The sequence below is a fragment of the Profundicola chukchiensis genome (assembly GCF_029664245.1).
Taxonomy (GTDB): Bacteria; Bacteroidota; Bacteroidia; order Flavobacteriales; family Weeksellaceae; genus Profundicola; species Profundicola chukchiensis.
This window is the reverse complement of sequence record NZ_JANAIE010000009.1, coordinates 21,271-44,176: the sequence shown is the minus strand read 5'-3', so window position 1 is coordinate 44,176 and position 22,906 is coordinate 21,271. Positions and strand designations below refer to the sequence as shown.

Genomic DNA, 22,906 nt, shown 5'->3' with positions numbered 1-22,906 from the left:
ATAAGAACTTAACCGCATACAAGGTAAAACAATTCTCGTTAAAATTAGAAAAGTTTTTTAGTTTTTAGTTTTTAAGCTTGCTAATATAATAATTTGAATCCACCTCGATTTTCGTTAACTTTGCGCCCTTAAATTACAAGAAAAATATTATGTCAGAAGATGTATTAAAGAAAGTGATTTCACACGCCAAGGAGTATGGCTTTGTTTTCCAATCAAGTGAAATATATGATGGTTTGTCTGCAACTTATGATTACGGTCAAAATGGGGTTGAGTTAAAAAATAACATCAAACAATATTGGTGGAAATCCATGGTGCAATTACACGACAACATCGTCGGCGTAGATGCAGCTATCTTTATGCATCCAACTACATGGAAAGCTTCTGGACACGTTGATGCCTTCAATGATCCTTTAATTGACAACAAGGACAGCAAGAAACGTTATAGAGCCGATGTTTTAGTAGAAGATTATTGTGCTAAAATTGAAGCTAAGATTGAAAAGGAAGTTACGAAAGCTAAGAAGCGTTTTGGAGATGATTTCGATGAAGCAATGTACTTGAAAACAAATCCTCGTGTTGTTAGATATCAAGAAGAAATTGATACCGCTCTTACGCGTTTAGGAGAATCTCTAACCAAAGGAGATTTAGCTGACGTAAAAGCTTTAATCGAAGAATTAGAGATCGCCGATCCTGTTTCAGGTTCAAGAAACTGGACAGAAGTTAGACAATTTAACCTAATGTTCGGTACCAAGTTGGGAGCTTCTGCTGACAGTGCTACAGATTTATACTTAAGACCAGAAACAGCTCAGGGTATTTTTGTAAACTTCCTTAATGTTCAAAGAAGTGGAAGGATGAAAATTCCTTTTGGGATTGCTCAAATTGGTAAGGCATTTAGAAATGAGATTATCGCAAGACAATTCATCTTTAGAATGCGTGAATTCGAACAAATGGAAATGCAATTTTTCGTAGCGCCTAATACAGAAATGGAGGCTTATGAAAAATGGAAACAAATGCGCATGAAATGGCACTTGAGTCTTGGTTTGGGTGAAGAGAACTATCGTTTCCATGACCATGAAAATCTAGCTCACTATGCTAACGCTGCAACAGATATTGAATTTAATTTCCCGTTTGGTTTTAAAGAATTAGAAGGAATTCACTCTAGAACAGATTTTGATTTAAAACAGCACCAAGAGTTTTCTAATAAGAAGTTACAATATTTCGATCCAGAATTAAAAGAAAGCTATGTTCCTTATGTAGTTGAAACTTCAATTGGATTGGATAGATTGTTCTTAGCAATTGTTTCAAACTCGTTAAAAGAAGAGAAATTAGAAGATGGTAGCGAGAGAATAGTAATGAAGTTACCTCCTGCTCTAGCTCCTGTTAAAGCGGCTATTTTACCATTAATGAAAAAAGATGGAATGCCAGAAGTTGGGGAGAGAATTGTTAATGAATTAAAATTGGATTACAACGTGGAGTATGACGATAAGGATTCTATAGGAAAACGTTATCGTCGTCATGATGCTATTGGTACGCCTTTCTGTATTACAATTGATCATGACACTTTAAAAGACGATACTGTAACCATTCGCGAAAGAGATAGCATGGAACAACGTCGTGTGAAGATTTCTGAGTTAAATGATATTATGAAAAATGAAGTAAGCATGAATGCTTTGCTTAAGAAATTAATCTAATTTCTAGAAATCATACAAAATTAAAAGGCTGCTTATTTAACTTTAAGCAGCCTTTTTGTTTTTAATAGTTTTAAGATAAATACGCCGCACAGGCATCTGCACATTTTCTACAAGCTTCTGCACAATCCTTACAATGTTGATGATCGTGTTGCTCACATTCTTGCGCACATTTCTCGCAAGCCTCTTTACATATTTCCACCATCTTTCGAGCCATATCAGAATCCATAGCCAGCAGCTTTGCAGTGGTAGTACAGATCTCGGCACAAACTATATCCGAATGAATACAATCGGCCATCATTTTCACGTTATCCTCTTTTAAACAAGCTCCCGCACAGTAATTACAATATGCGATGCAATTATTTAATGCTTCAATTAAATTTTTGTTAGTCATCATTTGAAAGTTTTTTTTTGATTATCAAGGTGTATGCCTCGAAATTCGTGCCGCGCAGGGTATTAATCAAATTAAAACATTGATTTTATTAAGTTTAAAGAAACTTATATTTAAGGTTGAAGTAAAAAAAATCATTCAATAGCTTTACTTTAAAAGCTTAATTGAATGATTTTATAATAGGATTAAATCCTTTAGGATTGTTTATAGATTATCAAGTTGGTTTATCGAACCAGTACCCAACCTTTATCCTCTACATATTTCGCTTTAAATTCTTTAGTAATAAATTCTGAATTTGGGTTTTTATCTTTTCCAAAAGAATAAAATGGCGTTTTCTTCTTCAATAAAATCGCATTGAAACTTACAGATTTATCTGTTTTTCTTGTGAATAGTATTTCTCTTGAATCATCAAGTTCATATTCGACGGTTTTAACTTCGGTTCTATTCTTAGCTTGTTTAACAACATAAGGCAACGCCTCTTTAGTTAAACTTGGTGTAATCACAAATACACTGTCCTTAGAAAACCATTTCTTACGTGAATTCTCATCAACAATTTCTATTAAACCTTGATCTTCTAAATCGCGAATGGTTTCAATTAAATCTGCATCTCTTTTAGATGTTAGCCTTATTTTGTTAGTTTCAAAATAAGCCGTTTCATAATGTGGATTTAAAACCAAATACTCTTCTACTAAGCCTTCTGCGTGGGTAGATGTAATTTCTCCACTATTATTACAAGAGGTAATAGCAGTTATCAATAAAAGACCAATGATTAATAAACTTAAATTTTTCATGATATTATTTTTCTTCTCCGAACTGGTTTTCATCCTTATTCTTCCACATCCAATACACTCCTCCTATTAGTAATAAAATGAATATAATATGAGAAGATAAAGTAATTAAACTTCCTGTTTTAACAGATTGCGGATCAAATTTCAATTCAATTTCGTGTTGACCTTTTGGAATTTCTAAACCACGAACAAAGTAATTCGTCTTTACAATATCAACTTCCTTACCATCTATACTTGCTTGCCAACCTTTGTCGTAGTAGATTTCTGAAAACACAGCAAATCCATCATTCTTATTATTGGATTTATATACCAAACGATTTGGAGCATGATCTATTAATTGAATTTGACTCGTAGAATCTACTTGATAGGTTTTATCTTGTGCCCAATCCGCGACAGCTTGTTTCGACAAATCTATCTTAGCAATGTCTAATATCGCTTGATTTGGATCCTCTACTGCCTTTACCTCTTCTACAAACCATGCATTTCCTAAAGCTCCTGGGTTTTGAATAATTTCAGAACCATTTTGACCTGGTACCAAAAAGTATTTGGTATTCAACATATCCAATATATTTTGGCCTTTTTGCTCAACACCAAGACGCTTTTCAATAATTGAATCTCTTGATAAGTATATATCTATAATATTTTGGAAATTTTGCATTTTGGCCCCGTGATAACCACCAATAGAGTTTACAAAATAAGAAGTTGAAGCATCATTGAAAGTATTGCCTTCAGCATCAAACAATCTAAATCTCGAAGTATCTTGTTTCTTTAAATCAGCTAAAACTCTATTCTTATCTACGCGATACGCCACTTGCATCAAAGATGGGTTCGCTTGCGCCTCGTTATACAAACGTTGCGTCATTTCAGTCGGGAATGGATAATCTACATACTGCTTTGGAATGTAATTATCATCGTTTAGATAACGTCTATCTACGCCCCAAAGGTCAACTAAAGTTAATAATGCCAAGCCTAGAATAACGATTTCTTTCATTTTAATCTTTTCATAGACATAGCCTGCTAATAGAGCTAAGGACAGCATTACGAAAATTAAAGTTCTAATGGCATCACTTCTAAACATGGAAATCCTATCTGCTCGAATTCCCTCTTGAATATAAGCTGGAAATTGCTTTTCGAAATCGGTTGAGAAATCAAATAACCCTCCGCCAGCAACAGTTAATAAAACTATAAAAGCAACTATGCCTCCTCCTACATAAAGCAAAATCTTCTTTTTATATTCTTGGGTTAATTCTTCGTCATTAAAGAATTTGTAAACTCCCCATACCGCCAATAAAGGCATAGTGAATTCAGCAATAACTAAGATAGAAGACACCGCTCTAAATTTGCTATACATTGGAAAGTAATCAATGAAAAGATCAGTTAACCACATCATATTTTTACCCCAAGCTAAGAGAATACTCATAATGGTTGCTGAAACTAACCACCATTTATATTTACCCTTAACGAAAAACATCCCCAAGAAAAACAATAAAATCACAACGGCCCCTTGGTAAGCTGGTCCACTTGTAAACGGCTGATCACCCCAATAAGTTGAAATATAATTTATCGCTTGAGAGAAATATTGATACTCTTCTTGACTTGGCGCTTTATTTAATGAGGCTTTTAAGTTTTCTTTATAAACATCTGGTTCGGCACTTCCTCCACCCATAAAGTTGGGAATAAAAAGGTTTAAAGTCTCTAATTTACCATAGCTCCAATGCGTGATATAATCTTTGTCTAAACCATTTGGGTTTTTACCTTCAATCAAAGAAATATCATTTTTACCACGCGTAGAAGCTTCACCATACTCATAAGATGTAATCGCTCCTGTAGCATTCATTCCTAGCCCTAGGATTACAGCAAATAAAGCCAATGCGCTAGATATTACGAATGATTTAATTTCACCCGTTTTAAAGCTCTCAACTCCCTCAATAATCACATAAACCAATAAGCCTAAACCTAGATAATATGTCATTTGCGGGTGGTTTGCCACCAACTCAAGCGCCATAAAAAAGGCTGTCATTAAGAAACCTAAAATATATCTCTTTCTATATAAAAGTAACACACCTGCTGTAAGTGGCGCAAAATAAGCTATTGCATGAACCTTGGAGTTATGTCCAGCTTCGTAGAGTTGGAAGAAATAAGTTCCCATCGCAAAGAGACAAGCACCTAAAAAAGCGTATTTCCAATTACGAAATAAGACCATTCCAAGAATAAAAAAGCCTACAAACATGATAAACATGTAATCCGCAGGACGTGGTAAAAAGCGAATCGTTTCATCTAACTTTTTAATCCAATGATTCGGATACTGCGCACCTGTTTGATAGGTTGGCATTCCTCCAAACATAGCATCAGACCAATAAGTTTGTTCACCAGTAGCTTGCTTGTGCTCTACCATTTCTTGCGCACTTCCTTTGTAGTTGATGATATCTGGCTGAGAGATAGATTTATTTCCGCTTATTACAGGCGAGTTATAAACCAATGATATTACAACGAAAACCAGCAAAGCCAGCCCCGAGAATATTAAGTTTTGATTGAAGTTTTTCATATAAAAAAATAACTTTGACAAAGTTCTAAATTAATAAAACTCTGCCAAAGTTAATGGTTTAAATCGTTCTATATAGATGTAAACTTAATTTACATCCGAATTACGTGGATCTTTAATTTCCTCGAAGTCGATGGTTTCGGCATCTTGCACGTCCACCTTAGGTTTTTCGACGTCTTTACTCTTAAAAATCCTTACCTCCTTTTCATTTTGCCTTTTCTGTTGAGATGGCATGATTAAACTGCGCACCCAACTAAAAATAAAGTAGGCAAGAAAAAAGAATAGTAAAAATTTAAAAACCGCACCCATTCTTATTAGTTAATAGTGGTTGTAGATTTAGTTTCAGAAGAAAAATTCATTTTCTGTCCTTGGAATTCTTGCGTCATTCTGATGGTTTCATTCTTTTTCATTTCTGCATTTTTAACCCATCCACTTTTAACATCAATCTTAACGTCACCGTTAACTTTACCCTCTAAACTTTGGAAAAGTTTCATTCCGCTTCCATTTGGGTCGGTTTTAGAATCACTTCCGCTACTAGTTCCGCTGATTTTGATGGTTGCAACACCGTCCTTAATTCCTTCGAAAGTATAGTTCACATTTGAGCTAGCATTACCTTCAGACTCATTTCTTGACCAAGTATCACCTGGTTTTACTTTTTTCTTTGGGTAATATGCCATAGACTCTTCAAACTGCTGCTGCATAGCTTCGTCGCTTAATGCTGCAGCTAAGAATGAATCAAGTCCTTTTAACTCATCTTCGCTCAAACCTGCTTTCATAGCATTTTTCACATTCTGTCTTACCTTATATAGGTTAGTAATATTCTGAACTTTTCCGCTTTTGCTAACTTCCATTTGGAAAGTATTCCCTACAACAGCTTTATTAAATTTCCATCTTTGCTTTGCTTCTTCATTGGTTGGTTCAGCTGCATTCGTATCGAATCCCAATTTCTCCTTACCATCTGTCATACTTTCAGCAAACTGCTTATATGTCACATCCAAAATAAAAACACTGTCTTTGATTTCTTTCACCTCATAAGCTACTGCTGTAGAAGATTCTTGAGTAATCGTTTGACTTTGCTTACCATCTGATTGTGAGTTGGTAGCTTTTGTCTTAATTTTAAATGGATATTCTTGACCTTTCTTAAGGTTTAATTCAAATTTATAAGTACCGTCTTTTTCTGGTTTAATTGCAGCTACCTCTTCACTTTCCTGCTCTTCTACTTCAGAATTATCAGCGACAGGTGCAACATAAACTACCGTATCACCGGTTTCATTTACAACTAACTCCTCACCTTTTTCATTGGTTCCTACAACGGTTGGCTTTTCTTGTTTTTTACATGATGCAACCACTACAACTAGTGATAACATTATAAATATTCTATTCATCAAAAATAATTTTGTGCAATTTAATTATTATCGCATTAGTATGGAAACAATAGGCAAATCATTTGCCAAGCTTTTAACTTTTTATAAAAAATATCCATGATTTAAAACCATTTTTAAACAAATCTTCCTAAAACTCACCTTTTATAAAGTTGTTTTCAAAACTTAACTTAAAACCAAAAAGAAAAAACCGCCTCAAAATTGAGACGGTTTCTTTATAAAATCTATACGTATTTGACTACGATAGGAACTATTATTTAACTTCTTCGAAATCTACATCTTCTACATCGCTAGCTCCGCTGTCAGATGATTGATCTGCATTAGGCGCTCCTTGTGCTCCTGCTGCTCCACCATCGTTCATAGCAGCATACATTTCTTCTGAAGCTGCATTCCATGCATTGTTGATTTTCTCCATAGCTGCATCAATTGCATCTACTTCTTGACCTTCGTGAGCAGTTTTTAATTCTGCTAAAGCATCTTCGATTGGTTTTTTCTTATCATCACTGATCTTATCACCATATTCTTTTAATTGCTTCTCTGTCTGGAAGATCATGCTATCAGCAGCGTTCAATTTTTCAATTTTCTCTTTTGCCTTAGCATCCTGAGCTGCATTTTCTTCAGCTTCTTTCTTCATTCTTTCGATTTCCTCTTCAGATAATCCAGAAGAAGCTTCAATCTTAATAGACTGCTCTTTTCCTGTTCCTTTATCTTTAGCCGAAACATGCATAATACCGTTCGCGTCGATATCGAAAGTTACTTCAATCTGAGGAACTCCTCTTGGCGCTGGTGGAATGTCAACTAAGTCAAAACGACCGATTTCTTTGTTTTGAGCAAACATTGGACGCTCACCTTGACCAACTCTAATCGTTACCGCAGGCTGATTGTCAGCTGCCGTAGAGAAAGTCTCAGACTTCTTAGTTGGAATCGTAGTGTTAGACTCGATTAATTTTGTAAACACACCTCCCATTGTTTCAATACCTAATGAAAGTGGAGTTACATCTAATAACAATACGTCTTTTACCTCACCAGTTAATACACCACCTTGAATTGCTGCTCCTACTGCTACAACCTCATCTGGGTTAACTCCTTTAGAAGGTTTTTGACCAAAGAACTTCTCTACTTCCTCTTGGATTTTAGGGATACGTGTAGATCCACCTACCAAGATTACCTCATCAATATCTGATGCTTTTAATTTTGCATCATCTAAAGCTTTCTGACATGGTTGCATTGAGCGCTTAACTAAATCTTCGGTCATTTGATCGAATTTAGCTCTCGTTAATGTTTGTACCAAGTGCTTAGGTCCTGTAGCCGTAGCTGTAATATAAGGTAAGTTAATTTCAGTTGATTGAGAAGATGACAATTCAATCTTAGCTTTCTCAGCAGCTTCTTTTAGACGCTGTAATGCAATTGAGTCTTTTCTTAAATCAAAGTCCTCTTCTTTTTGGAACTCATCTGCCAACCAATCGATAATTTGGTTATCAAAGTCATCACCACCTAAGTGTGTATCACCATGTGTTGATAATACTTCGAACACACCGTCACCTAATTCTAAGATAGAAATATCGAATGTACCTCCACCTAAGTCATATACAGCAACTTTTTTATCTTCAGCTTGTTTATCTAATCCATAAGCCAAAGCAGCAGCTGTAGGCTCATTAATAATTCTTTCTACTTTAAGACCAGCAATTTCACCTGCTTCTTTAGTAGCTTGACGCTGAGCATCATCAAAATAAGCAGGAACTGTAATTACCGCTCTACTTACTGTAGTACCTAAATAATCTTCAGCAGTTTTCTTCATTTTCTGAAGAATCATAGCAGAGATTTCTTGAGGCGTATACTCTCTATCGTCAATTTTTACTTTTGTAGTTCCACCTGCACCTTTAATAACCTTATAAGCTACTGAACTAATATCGTCTTCGTTTTGTGCGAAGTTTTCACCGATAAAACGCTTAATTGAATAAATCGTTTTTTCTGGGTTAGTTACCGCTTGTCTTTTTGCAGGATCACCTACTTTTCTTTCACCGTTTTCAACAAAGGCTACAACTGATGGTGTTGTTCTTTTCCCTTCAGCATTAGGGATTACGGTAGGGTCGTTACCCTCCATTACTGCAACACACGAGTTAGTAGTTCCTAAGTCAATACCTATAATCTTACTCATATCTTAATATTTTTATTTTCTATTTTTAAGTTAATTTTCCTCTTAAAAGACAAAAGATATACCAATCGCATTTTTCTGCCTTTTGGCAGTAAATTCTGTCATATTGTCGCAAATTCTTTGTTTTAATTTTAAAAACAACTGTATTTTAGACGATTACAAGTCAGGTATGTTACTCAACAATCTGTCATAATTTTAATGAATCTATAGTGAGCGCCTTTTAAATGACATTTTTTTAGGTTGTAGATTTTAAAAACTCAAAGCTAATCGCGAACCATCTTTCGAATTCATATTTTAGAACAAAATCTATTACATTTACATTAAATTGATATCCATGCCAGATAAACAAGTTATAAAACCACTTTTAACACGTCAAATATTTACGCTTGCCAGTATTATACTTTTAGGCGTTTTAATATTCACTCCACTTACACCCTATATTTCTGGGATTTTTGGAGCTATCATTATGTATGTCTTAACGGTAGGTTGGATGAAGAAACTTACCGAAAGAGGTTGGAAAAGATCCTTATCTGCTAGTTTACTCATCGTCCTTACGATTTTCACGGTTCTTATTCCTATTGGTTTAATCCTATTTCTCTTGACCAACCGTGTTCAAGATGTCATGGAAAACTCAGAGAAGTATTCTTATATGTTGAGATCTACGATAGCCAGAGTGGAAAATTATGTTGGCTATAATATTACTGGAAGTTTTCAAGGCGAGAATTTAGAGGATTTAATTACAAAATTTGTAGAAGGCGCTGCAGGAAGCACATTGGATATTACGATTATAATCGGTCTTATGTATTTCTGTCTGTATTATATGTTGATTAATTATGATAATCTAAAAGACAGCATGCGAAAATATATTCCTTTAAGTGATAAAAACTTCGAGCGCGTAAGTATTGATTCCAAGGAAATGATAAAATCAAATGCCATAGCTATTCCTTTGGTAGCTTTATTACAAGGTGCTGTGGCGCTTATTGGCTTTTATATATTTGGAGCTCCTAATCCGTGGTTTTGGTTTGCGGTAACTACTTTAGGCTCTATGATTCCTTTTGTGGGGACGGCTATTGGTATGGTCCCTTTGGTAATTATCCTTTATGCACAAGGTCAAACTTTTGAAGCTATTGGATTAGGTGTTTATGGTGTAGTAGTCGTAGGACTGACAGACAACTTATTTAGAATTGTAGTACAGCAGAGATTGGCAGAAATCCATCCACTTATCACCTTATTTGGTGTTGTAATTGGAATTCCATTATTTGGTTTTTTAGGATTAATCTTCGGGCCATTGATGGTAAGTTTATTTCTTTTATTAATTAAGATTTACAAAGAAGAATACTATTAATTTTTACGTAGGATTGAGAGTTTAGAGATTGAGCTTATTCGTCATGATTTCATCAAGATCGTTTGAACTTGAAGATTAAGATTTAATTCATATTAATTCTAAAATAATCTTGAGTTCTAAAATTTAATAAAGTGAACTCAGACTATCCTTTGTCAGTTCAGCAAATTTCGATAATTTTAAAACTTTAAATTAAACCATGGACATTAAATTCAATCAAAGAGAAGACTATAACAAATTGTCTGTTAGCGCCTTAAATAAAAAGTTAAGAAAAATAAAATTAGGTGGTGGCGAAAAGCGCATCGAAAAACATAAAGCAAAAGGTAAAATGACGGCTCGCGAGCGTGTTGATTATCTTTTTGATGAAAAATCTCGCTCCATTGAAATCGGGTCTTTTGCAGGATATGACATGTACGAAGAACATGGTGGTTGCCCAGCAGGTGGCGTGATCGTTAAAATCGGATACATTTCTGGAAAGCAATGTATTGTAGTTGCCAACGATGCTACCGTAAAAGCTGGTGCATGGTTCCCTATTACAGGTAAAAAGAACTTACGTGCCCAAGAAATAGCCATGGAAAATAATTTACCGATTATTTACTTAGTAGATAGTGCAGGTGTTTACCTTCCTATGCAAGATGAAATTTTTCCAGACAAAGAGCACTTCGGAAGAATCTTTAGAAATAATGCTATTATGAGTTCTAAAGGAATCACGCAAATTGCTGCAATTATGGGAAGTTGCGTAGCTGGTGGTGCTTATTTACCAATCATGAGCGACGAGGCTTTAATCGTAAAAGAAACAGGAACGATTTTCTTGGCAGGTCCATATTTAGTAAAAGCTGCTATCGGTGAAAATGTAGACGCTCAAACCTTGGGAGGTGCAGAATCTCAAAGTGACATTTCTGGTGTAACCGATTATAAAGCAGAAAATGACAAAGATGCTTTAGATAAAATTAAATCAATCGTTGGTAAAATCGGGGATTTCGATAAAGCCGGATTTAACAGAGCTGAGGTTCAAAAACCTAAGCGTAAATTATCTGACATTTATGGCATCTTACCAGAAAGTAGAACCGATCAATATGACATGCATGACATGATTGATGCTTTGATTGATGCTAATTCTTTTGATGAGTATAAAGCAGATTACGGTCAAACTATCATTTGTGGTTATGCGCGTGTAGAAGGTTGGGCTGTAGGAATTGTGGCTAACCAAAGAAAGGTAGTTAAATCTAAACAGGGTGAAATGCAGTTTGGTGGAGTTATTTACTCTGACTCAGCTGATAAAGCGACTCGTTTTATTGCGAATTGTAATCAGAAAAAAATTCCTTTAGTTTTCTTAACCGATGTTACTGGATTTATGGTGGGATCTAAATCAGAGCACGGAGGAATCATTAAAGATGGTGCGAAAATGGTGAACGCTGTTTCTAACTCTGTGGTTCCAAAATTCTCTGTGATTGTAGGAAATTCATACGGAGCAGGAAATTATGCCATGTGTGGAAAAGCTTATGACCCAAGATTAATCTTTGCTTGGCCTTCAGCTAAAATTGCTGTGATGGGCGGTGAACAAGCCGCTAAAGTTTTATTATCTATTGAAGAAGCATCAGCAAGAGAAGAACTTTCGGCAGAAGATAAACAAGCTTTATTAGATAAAATCACGGACAGATACAACAAACAAACCACGCCAGAATATGCAGCTGCCAGACTATGGGTAGATGAAATCATAGATCCTATCGAAACTAGAAAATGGATTTCTATGGGAATTGAAGCTGCAAACCACGCTCCTATTGAAAAAGATTTTAATATGGGCGTTTTACAGGTTTAAAAAAGCGTATTAAATGTTTTTCGGAATATCATGAATATAAACATCTATGGAGGTTTGGATGAAGAAAATCATACATACTGAATTAAACTCAGGTTAAAGTAAAGATATTACATCCAATAATCTTATCAAAACACAGCTTATTTATAAAAATTAAGCTGTGTTTTTTTATTTAAACGACTTCTGATATTAAATTTAAATAAACCTCAGCTCTAATTCAGTTAGAAATAAATTACCTATTTTTAAGCAATTTTAAAATTAATATTAATGAATAAATTTATTTTTCTCACGGCTATGTTCCTGGGATTCAACTTGGCCTCGGCGCAAGAAAAAATTGAGTTTCAAAAACCTTCGCAAGAAATCCTAGAACTAGCTGATTTTGAACGCGCTCCTTCAGTTTACATGACACAAGACAAGGAGTGGGTAGTTTATACTTATAGAAATACGTATAAAACGCTGCAAGATTTAAGTCAAGATGAAATGAAGTTAGGTGGATTAAGATTTAATCCAAACACGCATATTAGCAGTACAATTACCTACATCAACAATTTAAAGGTTCAAAAATTTGGAACAAATAAAATTACTGAAGTAAGTGGTTTACCACAAAACCCTCAAATTGGGTATTTAGGCTTCTCTCCAGACGAAAAAACTTTAGCTTTTACGCATACAACTACTAATGATTTAGAGTTATGGTATGTCGACTTAAGCACGGCTAAAGCGCAAAAAGTTGCTACGGGATTAAACGCTGTAGGCGGTAGACCGTATGAATGGTTACCTAACAGTCAGGAATTATTGGTTTCTTTTTTACCAGCTAATGTTCCAGCGTTTATTGATAAATCTACACAAATGCCAACTGGACCTACTGTTTCTACAGGAGACGGAAGTGTTTCACAGACGAGAACTTATCAAGATTTATTGACGGATGCACAGGACGAAGAGAACTTCAAAAATGCGATTCGTTCAAGTTTAGATATTGTTGCATTAAATGGTCAGAAAAGAAATTTCTTAAAAGCTGATTTATATACTTCAAATTCTATTTCGCCTGACGGGAATTATGTTTTAATTGATGTTTTAAAAGAGCCTTTCTCTTACTTAGTTCCTTATTCACGATTTGCTAGTACAACGAGTGTGTATGACATGAATGGGAAATTAGTTAAGGTTATCGACGAGGCTCCTCTAGATGAAATTAGACCTAAAGGCTTCTCTTCTACTAAAAAAGGAAAAAGAGGAATCCGTTGGAGAAGCGATAAAGCTGCAGAATTATATTATGTAGAAGCTTTGGATGAGGGTGATGCAAGCAAGGAAGTTGAGTATAGAGACCAAGTTTATGTTTGGACAGCTCCATTTAACCAAGCTGCGAAGCCATTCATTAAAACTAAATTAAGATATGGTGGAATTGAGTGGGGAAATAAGGATGTCGCTATGATTTATGACCATTGGTATGACACTAGAACCTTAAGAACTACTGCCTTTAATCCACAAACTGGTAAGGAGATTAAATTAATTTCTGAGCGTAATTATCAAGATAAATATGCTGATCCAGGTAACTACTACACAACCAAAAATGAGTTTGGAAAGTCTGTAATGTATATTAAAAATAACAAAGGATATTTATTTGGTGATGGATTTACAAAGGATGGTCAGTTTCCTTTTATAGATGAGTTTGATTTTAAAACTTTTAAACCAAAACGTATTTACACATCTAACAAAAAGAACCAAATAGAAAGCTTGTTTACCTTTATTGATGTAGATAAAAAACAAGTTTTAACTCAGGTAGAAACGCCAAGTCAATACCCGAATTACTTTAGCTTAAATTTAAAAAACAAAAAATCTAAGCCAATTACCAACTTCGAAAATCCTTTCAAATCTATTGAAAATGTGAAAAAAGAAGTAATTCACTACAAGAGAGCTGATGGGGTTGATTTAAGTGGAGTTTTATATTTACCGGCTAATTATGATGAAAAATCTGGCGAGAAATTACCTTTATTGGTATGGGCTTATCCAACAGAATACAAGGATAAAAGCACGGCAGGACAAAACACTAACAACCCAAATGCGTTTACCTATCCATATTATGGAAGTTTTGTTTATTGGGTGACTAAAGGTTATGCCGTATTAGACGACGCTTCTTTCCCGATTGTAGGAGAGGGAGAAACTGAGCCGAATGATACCTTTATTGAGCAATTATTAGCCAATGGTAAAGCAGCTATTAAAGCTTTAGATGACAGAGGAATTATCGATAAAAACAGAGTTGCCGTTGGTGGACATTCTTATGGTGCGTTTATGACAGCTAACTTATTGACGCATGGTGACGACTTTAAATGTGGAATTGCGAGAAGTGGAGCTTATAATAGAACACTTACACCGTTTGGATTCCAATCTGAGCAAAGAAACTATTGGGATGATCCAAAAATCTACAACACCATGTCGCCCTTTATGAATGCTGACAAAATGAAAAAGCCAATGTTATTGGTACACGGTGAGGCAGATAACAACCCAGGAACGTTTACACTACAAACTGAGCGTTATTTCCAAGCTTTGAAAAACTTAGGAGCACCGGTTAGAATGGTGATTTTACCTAAAGAAAGTCATGGTTATGCAGCCAAAGAAAACATTTTGCACTTATTATGGGAGCAAGATCAATTCTTAGAAAAATGTTTGAAAGACTAATTCTCAATAGCAATTAGATAAAATAAAAATAGACATCCAACCGGATGTCTATTTTTTTTTATGATTAAACATTAAAAAGCAAGAGGTTTTACATATTAAAAATATCAAATGTTCTTTATTAATCTTACTCGACTTAATTAAAAACACATCTTTTGATGTTTTATTTTTTAATGAATTTAATGTTGAACTCTTTATTATCTGAATACAGTTTCAAAACATACATTCCTTTTTGCAGAAACTCGACAGGTATAATATTATTTGACGGCATTACTGATTTTAATCTTCTTCCATTTAAATCATAAATTTCAATTTTTTCAATTCTTTCAATAGAGTTTAACTGTAAGGAATTATGAACTGGGTTATTCTTTAATTTATATGACTGAGAAATAATTAAATCATTTACTCCTAAATTAGATGGTTCTAGAATCAACTTTTTATGTTCTGCTGGAACTCCAGTAAAAAAGATATCACCTACTCCCATTATTTCTTCGTCTGTTTGCACTGAAAGAATTGGATTATCAGAATCACCTAAAATAAAGTAACCATTATCCATTGGATAAAAGTCTACCACATAATTGTTTTCCAATTCGAATTGTAGTTCAGAAAACAAGCCAATTGAAGGTCCCGGAACTCCCCAAAAACTTGAGTCTGGATAATTTATTTCAGAAGAACCAAAGTGATAAGCTATTTTATTAGAACCCTCATACAACCATATTTGAAAATTCATAAAGTCGTTAGAGCTATCATTATCCCAAATTTCATCTTCAAATCCAACGTTTTTATACTGAAGAATAAAGATTCTCTCGCCTGGCTCTCCAATCGTGGTATAAGAAACATCAGACAATCCACCTTCCTCTCCTAACGAATCAAAGTCAATTGCGTTTCTATCTGCAAACTCAGCTACAACAGCGCATATAACGGGCATATTTTGAGAAAAATCTAAAGTAGGCAATAACAATCCCTCAGTTGTACTAGTTGTTACATACAAAGTATTAAAAGTTATGTCTTCTAAGGTAAAATCAAATCCTAAAGGCAATTCTCCTTGTATTTCTTGCCAAATAATTCCATTGGTAATGGATGTTCCATTTGTGATTTCCTCATAAGGTGTATCCTCAACTGTTAAAGTGTACTGCGCATTGACAACACAACCTAACACCAAAAATGCAGAAAGGAATCTGTAAAATTTACTCATTTTTATAATTTTTAATATTGAAATAATAAATATACAATATATAAAATCATAGTACTTTTCAATCACTTAATACCAGCTTGAATGATTAATAGGAATAAGCCCTTAAATAGAATTTGTTTTTAAAATACTGAATTTATACAATAAAAATCAACAAGATTAAGAAGTTTGAACCTCCTTCTTTTTAAATAACTTCATCACCAAATTAATTACTGGAACTGAAGCTAGTCCTATTACCAAACCTATCAATGCTTCTTTTACAATTGATGGTAAGTTTGTTAGAAAGTCATGAAAGAAATCTATATTGTGAGCGAAAATCCCACCGGCAACTAAGATTAAAGCAATAGTACCAATCACAGAGAGTGATTTAATAATCCATGGTAGTGCTTTTACCAAAAGCTTTCCAAGAGTGGTCAAGAAGCCTTCACCTTTCGACATACGAATTAGAGCATATCCCGCATCATCCATGCGCACAATTAGGGCAACCAAGCCATAAACCCCGACAGTAGCCACTAGCGCAATCACCGAAACAGTTATGATTTGAATTAATAACTCACTGTCTGTAACCGAACTTAAAGCGATAATAATGATCTCAATCGATAGAATAAAGTCAGTAATTACTGCAGATTTAATTTTCTTTTTCTCTGCCTCAGGGTCTTCTACCATCTCGGACAAATGTTCAGGAGCTTCAACAGCTTCAGCTTTATTTCTATGAAATAGATATTCAATGATTTTCTCGGCTCCTTCGTAGGCTAAATAAACTCCACCCAAGATGAGAATATATTTAATCGTTACTGGATAATATGCATTCAATAACAGGGCAATGGGAACAATGATTAACTTATTAACAAATGAACCTTTGGTAATAGCCCACAACACAGGAAGTTCTCTTGAAGAAACAAATCCGGTGGCTTTTTCGGCATTAACAGCTAGATCATCGCCTAATATAGCTGCTGTTTTTCTTCCTGCAATCTTACTGGTGATGGCTACATCATCCATTAAAGCCGCTATATCGTCTAATACTGCAAAAATCCCTGAAGCCATATACTGTTATTTTGTGGGTAAATTTAAAGAAATGATTTTAAACTTAATTAAATATAAATAAACTTCAATTTTCTTTCAAAATTTTTAAGCTTGGATTAAAACACTTATTAAAGAACTACAAACTTGAATCTAAGTCTTTAGTTTCAAAAAAGCGTTTTCCACAAAATTTGAAAGTCCTTTTTCAAAGACCAATTTTTTATATAATCCTTATTAATTTCTACCTTATCTGGCCACAGCACTTGGTCATTGAACTCAATCGGGTTTTCTGCCCTTGCTAACAAACTCGCTTCATCTCGGTATTTGATTTGTGCAGGTCCTGTAATTCCTGGTTTTACAGATAAAATCACTCTATCATCCCCTTCTAATTGATCGGCGTAACCCGCAACATCGGGTCTTGGACCTACAAAACTCATAGTTCCGTTCAAAATATTGAAAAGTTGAGGTAACTCATCTAATTTATATTTCATCAAAAATTTACCAGATTTAGAGAATTGATGAGTTTGTTCGGTAGTAATAGGATTATCGTATGTTCCTTTTAAGGTTCTAAACTTATACATTTTAAAAGGCTTGCCTCCTTTTCCTATTCTTTCATGAAGAAATAAACCATTTTGTCCCGTGTCTAAAGTTGTAATCACCCAAATGATAAGCATTGGAATGGCGAAAATAATCAGCAAAACCAAGGCTAAAAGATTATCGAAGATGAATTTTATGACTTTCAACAAAAATATTTTGAAGCAAATATAATTGACATTCAACAATTAACCCTCATTCAGAAACTTTTAGTTGAAAAAATTTTTAGCAATTATAAAACTTTGTGTATATTTGTCGCCCTAAGGCAAGTCCTACACAACCAGCTCCTGCTGAATCCCCCAGGACGGGAACGTAGCAAGGGTACGCGGTCGTAGCGGTGTGATGTAGGTAGCTTGCCTTTTTTTATTTCAAATTTCTTCTTGTCCCATCCCAAATAAACCTTATTTTTGCACCTGAATTAAAATATTCAGCAGCAATGAAACAACCCAAATATATTTTTGTTACCGGAGGTGTAACATCTTCCTTAGGAAAAGGAATCGTTGCCGCATCTTTGGGTATGTTGTTGAAATCGAGAGGTTTTAGAGTAACTATACAAAAGTTGGATCCTTATATCAATGTTGATCCAGGCACATTAAATCCATACGAACACGGCGAATGCTACGTAACTGAAGATGGTGCCGAAACCGACTTAGACTTAGGACATTACGAGCGATTTCTTAATCAACCTACTACACAGGCAAATAACGTAACTACCGGAAGAATCTACCAATCTGTTATTGAAAAAGAGAGAAGAGGAGATTATTTGGGTAAGACTGTTCAGATTATTCCACACATCACCAACGAGATCAAAAGAAGAATTAAAATTCTTGAAAGAACGGGTGATTATGACATTATTATTACAGAGATTGGTGGAACTGTTGGCGATATTGAGTCGCTTCCGTACATTGAATCTGTAAGACAATTAGGTTGGGAATTAGGTGAAAATAATTCTTTGATTATTCATCTTACCCTTATTCCATATTTAGCAGCAAGTGGAGAATTAAAGACTAAACCTACTCAGCATTCTGTTCGACTTTTAATGGAAAGCGGAATTCAAGCGGATGTTTTGGTTTGTCGTACTGAACATAAAATCCCAAAAGATGTAATTGCTAAACTGACACAATTCTGTAATGTTAAAGCAGGAAATGTAATCGAGTGTTTAGATGCAAGTACGATTTATGAGGTTCCGATGATGTTAAGAGATCAGCGTTTTGATGATGTTGTGTTAGAAGGACTTGATTTACCAACCGACTCTGTTCCAGATTTAAAACAATGGACGAAATTCTTAGATAATTATAAAAATCCAAAACAAGAATTAACTATTGGATTGGTTGGAAAATATGTTTCACTACAGGACTCTTATAAATCTATTACCGAAGCTTTTGTTCACGCTGGAGCTAACTTAGAAACTAAGATTAATGTAAAGTGGATTTATTCTGGAGATTTAAAAGAAGATAATCTGGAGACATATTTTTCTGATGTAGATGGAATTTTAGTTGCGCCAGGGTTTGGTGATAGAGGAACCGACGGAAAAGTTCTAACCTGTCAATATGCACGAGAAAACAACATTCCTTTATTAGGTATCTGTTTAGGTATGCAAATGATGGTGGTAGAATTTGCTCGAAATGTATTAGGCTTTACAGAAGCAGAAAGTACAGAGTTTAATTCTCAGACTAAATATCCTGTTATCAATTTAATGGACGAACAAAAGAATGTGACTCACAAAGGTGGCACCATGCGTCTAGGTAATTGGGAGTGTGAACTTAAAGAAGGATCTAAGATTAGAGAGATTTATAAATCAGAGATCATTAAAGAAAGACATCGTCATAGATATGAGTTTAACAATGAATACTATGATCATTTTAATAATGCCAACTTCCTAACCTCTGGGGTTAATCCAGATACTGGCTTAGTGGAAGTTGTAGAATACGAGCACCATCCATTCTATGTTGGGGTACAATTTCACCCAGAATATAGAAGTACGGTTGCAGAGCCACATCCATTGTTCAAGGCCTTTTTGAAAGCCTCTATTGAACATCAACAAATAGAAAAATAATCTATGCAAGAACGTAAATTTGATAAAAATCAACTCATAGGTTTTGGACTTATGTTGGTTTTATTTTTTGGTTATTACATGTTAACCAAGCCAACTGAGGAAGAAATTCAAGCTCAAAAAGCAAAACAAGAACTTGCTGCGAAGCAACAAGCTAAAGCTGAAGAAGGGTCTAGTTCTACTGCAATAGTAGACGATACAGAAATCGCTTTAGCCCAAGATTCACTATCGGAGAAAGTTTCTTTACAAACTTATACGCTGGAGAATGATAAGTTATTATTGGAATTCACTAATCGTGGAGCACAACTTAGCAAAGTTCAATTAAAAGAATATAATGCTTATGATGATGTTTCAGAGGATCATGAAAAGCCTTTGTATATCATCGATGGTGATAATGCACAATTTGGACTTAAGTTAAACGATAACCAAGGTCGCCAAATTGATTTATCTAAAAGAAACTTTGAGGTTAGAGAAGAAGGAAATTCTATTATTTTCACAACTCGTGAGAATGGTGGAGTAATTCAATATACTTATACCTTGAGCGGTGACCATGATTTAGATTTCAATATTAAATCTCAAGGTTTTAATAAAATCTCTGCGGATCAAGATGCGCAGCTTTATTTCAACCTACAAGCACTTTCACAAGAAAAAGGAAAAGCTTGGGAACAGCGAACTACAGATATTCACTTTAGCTTAAATGATTTTAGCAAAGATGATTATACTACAAAGGAATACACTTCTGATTCAGACGACAAAATCGATTGGGTTGGATTTAAACAACAGTTCTTTACCACTATTTTCGAGAAAGAAGAAGGTTTAAAGAATGTTCGTTTAAATGTAATTACCCCAGAAGAAACCGATACAATTCACTCTAAGTATTTTGAATTTAGTGCACCTTTGGCAAACAAAGGAGAGTTAAACGAGAATTATACTTGGCGTTTCCTTCCTTTGGAGTTTAATACGCTAAAGGCATATGACAAGGAATACGAAGAAATCATTCCATTTGGTTGGGGAATCTTTGGTTGGATCAACGAATGGATTATTCTTCCTACGTTTAGATTCATGGCCGGATGGGGATTACAATATGGTTGGGTAATTGCCTTATTAACGATTTTCATTAAGCTTATCACCTCTCCTATTATGTACAAGCAGTATAAGCAAAGTGCTATGATGCGTGTTCTAAAACCAGATATGGATGAGTTGAGCAAGAAGTATCCAGATAAGGATGACGCTATGAAGAAACAACAAGAAGTAATGGCGTTATATCGATCTGCAGGCGTAAATCCACTAGCAGGATGTTTACCAGCTTTGTTACAGATTCCAATCTTCTATGCTTTATTTAACTTCTTCCCTAATATCATTGATCTTAGAGGTGAAAGTTTCTTATGGGCAGATGATTTAACAGCATATGATTCAATTTTGGAATTAGGATTTAACATTCCTTTCTATGGAGCACATATTTCCTTATTTGCCTTATTGTATGTAATTACCATGGTTATCTACTTTAGAACTTCTGGTAATATGATGAATACGCCAACGCAAGAAGGTATGCCTGACATGAGATTCATTATGTATTTAATGCCAATCATGTTTATCTTCTTCTTAAATAGCTATGCATCTGGTTTATCTTGGTACTACTTTGTTTCGAATGCTCTGAATATTGGATTAGTCTTCGTGATTAAGAATTGGATGATCGACGATAAGAAAATCCATCAAAAAATTGAAGCTAATAAAGCTAAGCCTAAAAAGAAGAAAAAGAAAAGTAAATGGGCAGCTAGATTAGATGAAGCTATGAGACAAGCGCAAGAACAACAAGAAGCTGCTAAAAAGGCTAAGAAAAAATAAGTTTATGGCAGATGATGACAAAAAACTAAAGAAGCTCTATCCTTATTTAAAGAAGCTTGAGCGTACGATGGAGGAAGCTAAAAACAGACCTCCTAAGAAGTCGCATATGAGCAAGAAATACAACGCTGGAACTTCCCAAATTGCAAAGAAAATGGGCGAAGAAGCTGTTGAAATGGTAATTGCAAGTGGAAAAGATAGCGACAAAGAGTTCTTAGAGGAATCTGCCGATGTTTTATACTATTACCTTTTAGCTTTACACGATCGTGGATTTGAATTGCGTGATGTACTGCTAATCCTTAAGGAAAGAGGTAGAAAATAAACTTCAAGGTTTAACATTAAAAAGGCTTAAAAGAATTGATCTTTTAAGCCTTTTTCTATTTTTAAAATTTGAGAATTAAATCTTAATGAGATAAAACCCTCTTATGATTTATCTTATTTAATTTTTTTACTCATGTCTAGCATTCGCTGAATTGGAATTAAAGCTTGTTGTCTTAATTCTTCATCCATTTCAATTTCTGGATGTTCATATTTAAGCGCTATATAAAGCTTTACCATGGTGTTTCTCTTCATAAAGAAGCATTCACTACAAGAACATGTTTCATCCTCTGGAAAAGCAGGAATTAATGTCTTATGAGGTGCTCTCTTCTCCATCTCATGAATAATTCCTTCCTCAGTAGCAACAATGAATTTTTGAGCTTCATCATGCTCTACATAATCTAATAATCTAGAAGTAGAACCAACAAATTCTGCCATTTCTAAAATCGTAGCATCACTTTCTGGGTGAGCAATTAATTTGGCATCTGGATTCTCCATTAATTGTTGTGCAATGCGCTCAAAAGAAAAGGCCTCGTGAACAATACATACACCATCCCATAAAATCATATCACGACCTGTTTGCTTCATTAAATAAGCACCTAAGTTCTTATCTGGAGCAAAAATAATAGTTTTGTCTTCTGGAATTTGGTTGATGATATGCTCTGCATTAGAAGAAGTAACGATATAGTCACTTTCAGCTTTTGTTCCTGCATCACAATTAATATAAGTCACCACCACAGATCCTGGATGTTTTGCCCTTAGTTCTCTAAGTCCTTCACCTGAACATGCATCTGCCAACGAGCATCCGGCTAATAAATCTGGTAAAAGAACTTTTTTAGTTGGGTTTAATATTTTAGCTGCTTCAGCCATAAAGTGAACTCCACAGAATAAAATCATATCTGCATCTGTGTTTTGAGCTTCACGCGCCAATTGCAAACTATCTCCTAAGAAATCTGCGATATCTTGAATATCTCCTGTTTGATAATAATGCGCTAAGATGATAGCGTTTTTCTCTTCTTTAAGTCTTTTTATTTCTGCAACTAGATCAATTCCTTCTGGAATAGGTAAATCTAAATATCCTTTAATAGGTAAAGCTTTTTCTGCTTGTTCGAAAGTCAT

The 22,906-nt window shown here is 34.6% G+C and carries 17 protein-coding genes and 1 other RNA gene; 8 read left to right on the top strand and 10 right to left on the bottom strand.

What is annotated here, in order from left to right; translation table 11 throughout:
* Positions 1-149 precede the first annotated feature (149 nt).
* Positions 150-1,688, top strand: a complete 1,539-nt coding sequence (locus tag NLM59_RS10890) for a glycine--tRNA ligase (protein WP_304417809.1) — start codon at positions 150-152, stop codon at positions 1,686-1,688.
* Between the two features lie 70 nt (positions 1,689-1,758).
* Here the strand turns inward: NLM59_RS10890 and NLM59_RS11895 are convergent, their stop codons facing one another.
* The 6 genes from NLM59_RS11895 to dnaK all read right to left on the bottom strand — a co-directional run bounded on the left by NLM59_RS11895 (position 1,759) and on the right by dnaK (position 8,946).
* A complete protein-coding gene (locus tag NLM59_RS11895; RefSeq protein ID WP_369426799.1) occupies positions 1,759-1,914 on the bottom strand; it encodes a four-helix bundle copper-binding protein in 156 nt (51 codons plus the stop codon).
* A gap of 386 nt (positions 1,915-2,300) precedes the next feature.
* On the bottom strand, positions 2,301-2,867 hold the full coding sequence (locus NLM59_RS10880; RefSeq protein WP_304417808.1) for a hypothetical protein: 567 nt from the start codon (positions 2,865-2,867) through the stop codon (positions 2,301-2,303).
* Between the two features lie 4 nt (positions 2,868-2,871).
* The gene (locus NLM59_RS10875; protein WP_304417807.1) at positions 2,872-5,409 is read right to left on the bottom strand and encodes a YfhO family protein; all 2,538 of its coding nucleotides are present in this window, start codon (positions 5,407-5,409) and stop codon (positions 2,872-2,874) included.
* Between the two features lie 84 nt (positions 5,410-5,493).
* Entirely contained in the window at positions 5,494-5,715 is a 222-nt protein-coding gene (locus NLM59_RS10870) for a hypothetical protein (RefSeq protein WP_304417806.1), read from the bottom strand.
* A gap of 5 nt (positions 5,716-5,720) precedes the next feature.
* On the bottom strand, positions 5,721-6,791 hold the full coding sequence (locus NLM59_RS10865) for a DUF6263 family protein (RefSeq protein WP_304417805.1): 1,071 nt from the start codon (positions 6,789-6,791) through the stop codon (positions 5,721-5,723).
* 250 nt (positions 6,792-7,041) lie between these two features.
* Positions 7,042-8,946: a molecular chaperone DnaK gene (gene dnaK / locus NLM59_RS10860; protein ID WP_304417804.1), complete on the bottom strand. Its 1,905-nt coding sequence runs from the start codon at positions 8,944-8,946 to the stop codon at positions 7,042-7,044.
* Between the two features lie 331 nt (positions 8,947-9,277).
* On the opposite strand from dnaK, the gene NLM59_RS10855 reads away from it, so the two are divergent.
* From NLM59_RS10855 to NLM59_RS10845, 3 genes are all read left to right on the top strand, one after another.
* Positions 9,278-10,288, top strand: a complete 1,011-nt coding sequence (locus tag NLM59_RS10855) for an AI-2E family transporter (protein WP_304417803.1) — start codon at positions 9,278-9,280, stop codon at positions 10,286-10,288.
* Positions 10,289-10,484: 196 nt separating this feature from the next.
* On the top strand, positions 10,485-12,104 hold the full coding sequence (locus tag NLM59_RS10850) for an acyl-CoA carboxylase subunit beta (RefSeq protein ID WP_304417802.1): 1,620 nt from the start codon (positions 10,485-10,487) through the stop codon (positions 12,102-12,104).
* 264 nt (positions 12,105-12,368) lie between these two features.
* The gene (locus NLM59_RS10845) at positions 12,369-14,771 is read left to right on the top strand and encodes an alpha/beta hydrolase family protein (protein ID WP_304417801.1); all 2,403 of its coding nucleotides are present in this window, start codon (positions 12,369-12,371) and stop codon (positions 14,769-14,771) included.
* Between the two features lie 160 nt (positions 14,772-14,931).
* Here the strand turns inward: NLM59_RS10845 and NLM59_RS10840 are convergent, their stop codons facing one another.
* The 3 genes from NLM59_RS10840 to NLM59_RS10830 form a co-directional block, all read right to left on the bottom strand.
* Positions 14,932-15,963 carry a T9SS type A sorting domain-containing protein gene (locus NLM59_RS10840; protein ID WP_304417800.1) on the bottom strand — a complete coding sequence of 344 codons (1,032 nt, stop codon included), beginning with the start codon at positions 15,961-15,963 and terminating at the stop codon, positions 14,932-14,934.
* 156 nt (positions 15,964-16,119) lie between these two features.
* Complete coding sequence (locus tag NLM59_RS10835; protein ID WP_304417799.1) at positions 16,120-17,004, bottom strand: DUF808 family protein; 885 nt, start codon at positions 17,002-17,004, stop codon at positions 16,120-16,122.
* Between the two features lie 143 nt (positions 17,005-17,147).
* Positions 17,148-17,723 carry a sugar transferase gene (locus NLM59_RS10830; protein WP_304417798.1) on the bottom strand — a complete coding sequence of 192 codons (576 nt, stop codon included), beginning with the start codon at positions 17,721-17,723 and terminating at the stop codon, positions 17,148-17,150.
* Between the two features lie 114 nt (positions 17,724-17,837).
* Between NLM59_RS10830 and ffs the strand changes: the two genes are divergently transcribed.
* The 4 genes from ffs to hisE all read left to right on the top strand — a co-directional run bounded on the left by ffs (position 17,838) and on the right by hisE (position 21,791).
* Positions 17,838-17,936: signal recognition particle sRNA small type (gene ffs / locus NLM59_RS10825), an RNA gene on the top strand.
* Positions 17,937-18,010: 74 nt separating this feature from the next.
* A complete protein-coding gene (locus NLM59_RS10820; protein ID WP_304417797.1) occupies positions 18,011-19,630 on the top strand; it encodes a CTP synthase in 1,620 nt (539 codons plus the stop codon).
* A 3-nt stretch (positions 19,631-19,633) separates the two neighbouring features.
* Positions 19,634-21,472 (top strand): membrane protein insertase YidC, encoded by a 1,839-nt coding sequence (yidC, locus tag NLM59_RS10815; RefSeq protein WP_304417796.1) that lies wholly within the window; start codon positions 19,634-19,636, stop codon positions 21,470-21,472.
* Positions 21,473-21,476: 4 nt separating this feature from the next.
* A complete protein-coding gene (hisE, locus tag NLM59_RS10810) occupies positions 21,477-21,791 on the top strand; it encodes a phosphoribosyl-ATP diphosphatase (RefSeq protein WP_304417795.1) in 315 nt (104 codons plus the stop codon).
* Positions 21,792-21,904: 113 nt separating this feature from the next.
* On the opposite strand, the gene nadA is transcribed toward hisE, so the two are convergent.
* Positions 21,905-22,906 (bottom strand): quinolinate synthase NadA, encoded by a 1,002-nt coding sequence (nadA, locus tag NLM59_RS10805; protein ID WP_304417794.1) that lies wholly within the window; start codon positions 22,904-22,906, stop codon positions 21,905-21,907.

Coding starts and splice junctions, on each gene's coding strand:
- NLM59_RS10840 (WP_304417800.1), bottom strand. CDS start 15,963: ATGAGTAAATTTTACAGATTCCTTTCTGCATTTTTGGTGTTAGGTTGT.
- NLM59_RS10835 (WP_304417799.1), bottom strand. CDS start 17,004: ATGGCTTCAGGGATTTTTGCAGTATTAGACGATATAGCGGCTTTAATG.
- NLM59_RS10865 (WP_304417805.1), bottom strand. CDS start 6,791: ATGAATAGAATATTTATAATGTTATCACTAGTTGTAGTGGTTGCATCA.
- nadA (WP_304417794.1), bottom strand. CDS start 22,906: ATGACTTTCGAACAAGCAGAAAAAGCTTTACCTATTAAAGGATATTTA.
- NLM59_RS11895 (WP_369426799.1), bottom strand. CDS start 1,914: ATGGATTCTGATATGGCTCGAAAGATGGTGGAAATATGTAAAGAGGCT.
- yidC (WP_304417796.1), top strand. CDS start 19,634: ATGCAAGAACGTAAATTTGATAAAAATCAACTCATAGGTTTTGGACTT.
- dnaK (WP_304417804.1), bottom strand. CDS start 8,946: ATGAGTAAGATTATAGGTATTGACTTAGGAACTACTAACTCGTGTGTT.
- NLM59_RS10880 (WP_304417808.1), bottom strand. CDS start 2,867: ATGAAAAATTTAAGTTTATTAATCATTGGTCTTTTATTGATAACTGCT.
- NLM59_RS10850 (WP_304417802.1), top strand. CDS start 10,485: ATGGACATTAAATTCAATCAAAGAGAAGACTATAACAAATTGTCTGTT.
- hisE (WP_304417795.1), top strand. CDS start 21,477: ATGGCAGATGATGACAAAAAACTAAAGAAGCTCTATCCTTATTTAAAG.
- NLM59_RS10870 (WP_304417806.1), bottom strand. CDS start 5,715: ATGGGTGCGGTTTTTAAATTTTTACTATTCTTTTTTCTTGCCTACTTT.
- NLM59_RS10820 (WP_304417797.1), top strand. CDS start 18,011: ATGAAACAACCCAAATATATTTTTGTTACCGGAGGTGTAACATCTTCC.
- NLM59_RS10890 (WP_304417809.1), top strand. CDS start 150: ATGTCAGAAGATGTATTAAAGAAAGTGATTTCACACGCCAAGGAGTAT.
- NLM59_RS10845 (WP_304417801.1), top strand. CDS start 12,369: ATGAATAAATTTATTTTTCTCACGGCTATGTTCCTGGGATTCAACTTG.
- NLM59_RS10875 (WP_304417807.1), bottom strand. CDS start 5,409: ATGAAAAACTTCAATCAAAACTTAATATTCTCGGGGCTGGCTTTGCTG.
- NLM59_RS10855 (WP_304417803.1), top strand. CDS start 9,278: ATGCCAGATAAACAAGTTATAAAACCACTTTTAACACGTCAAATATTT.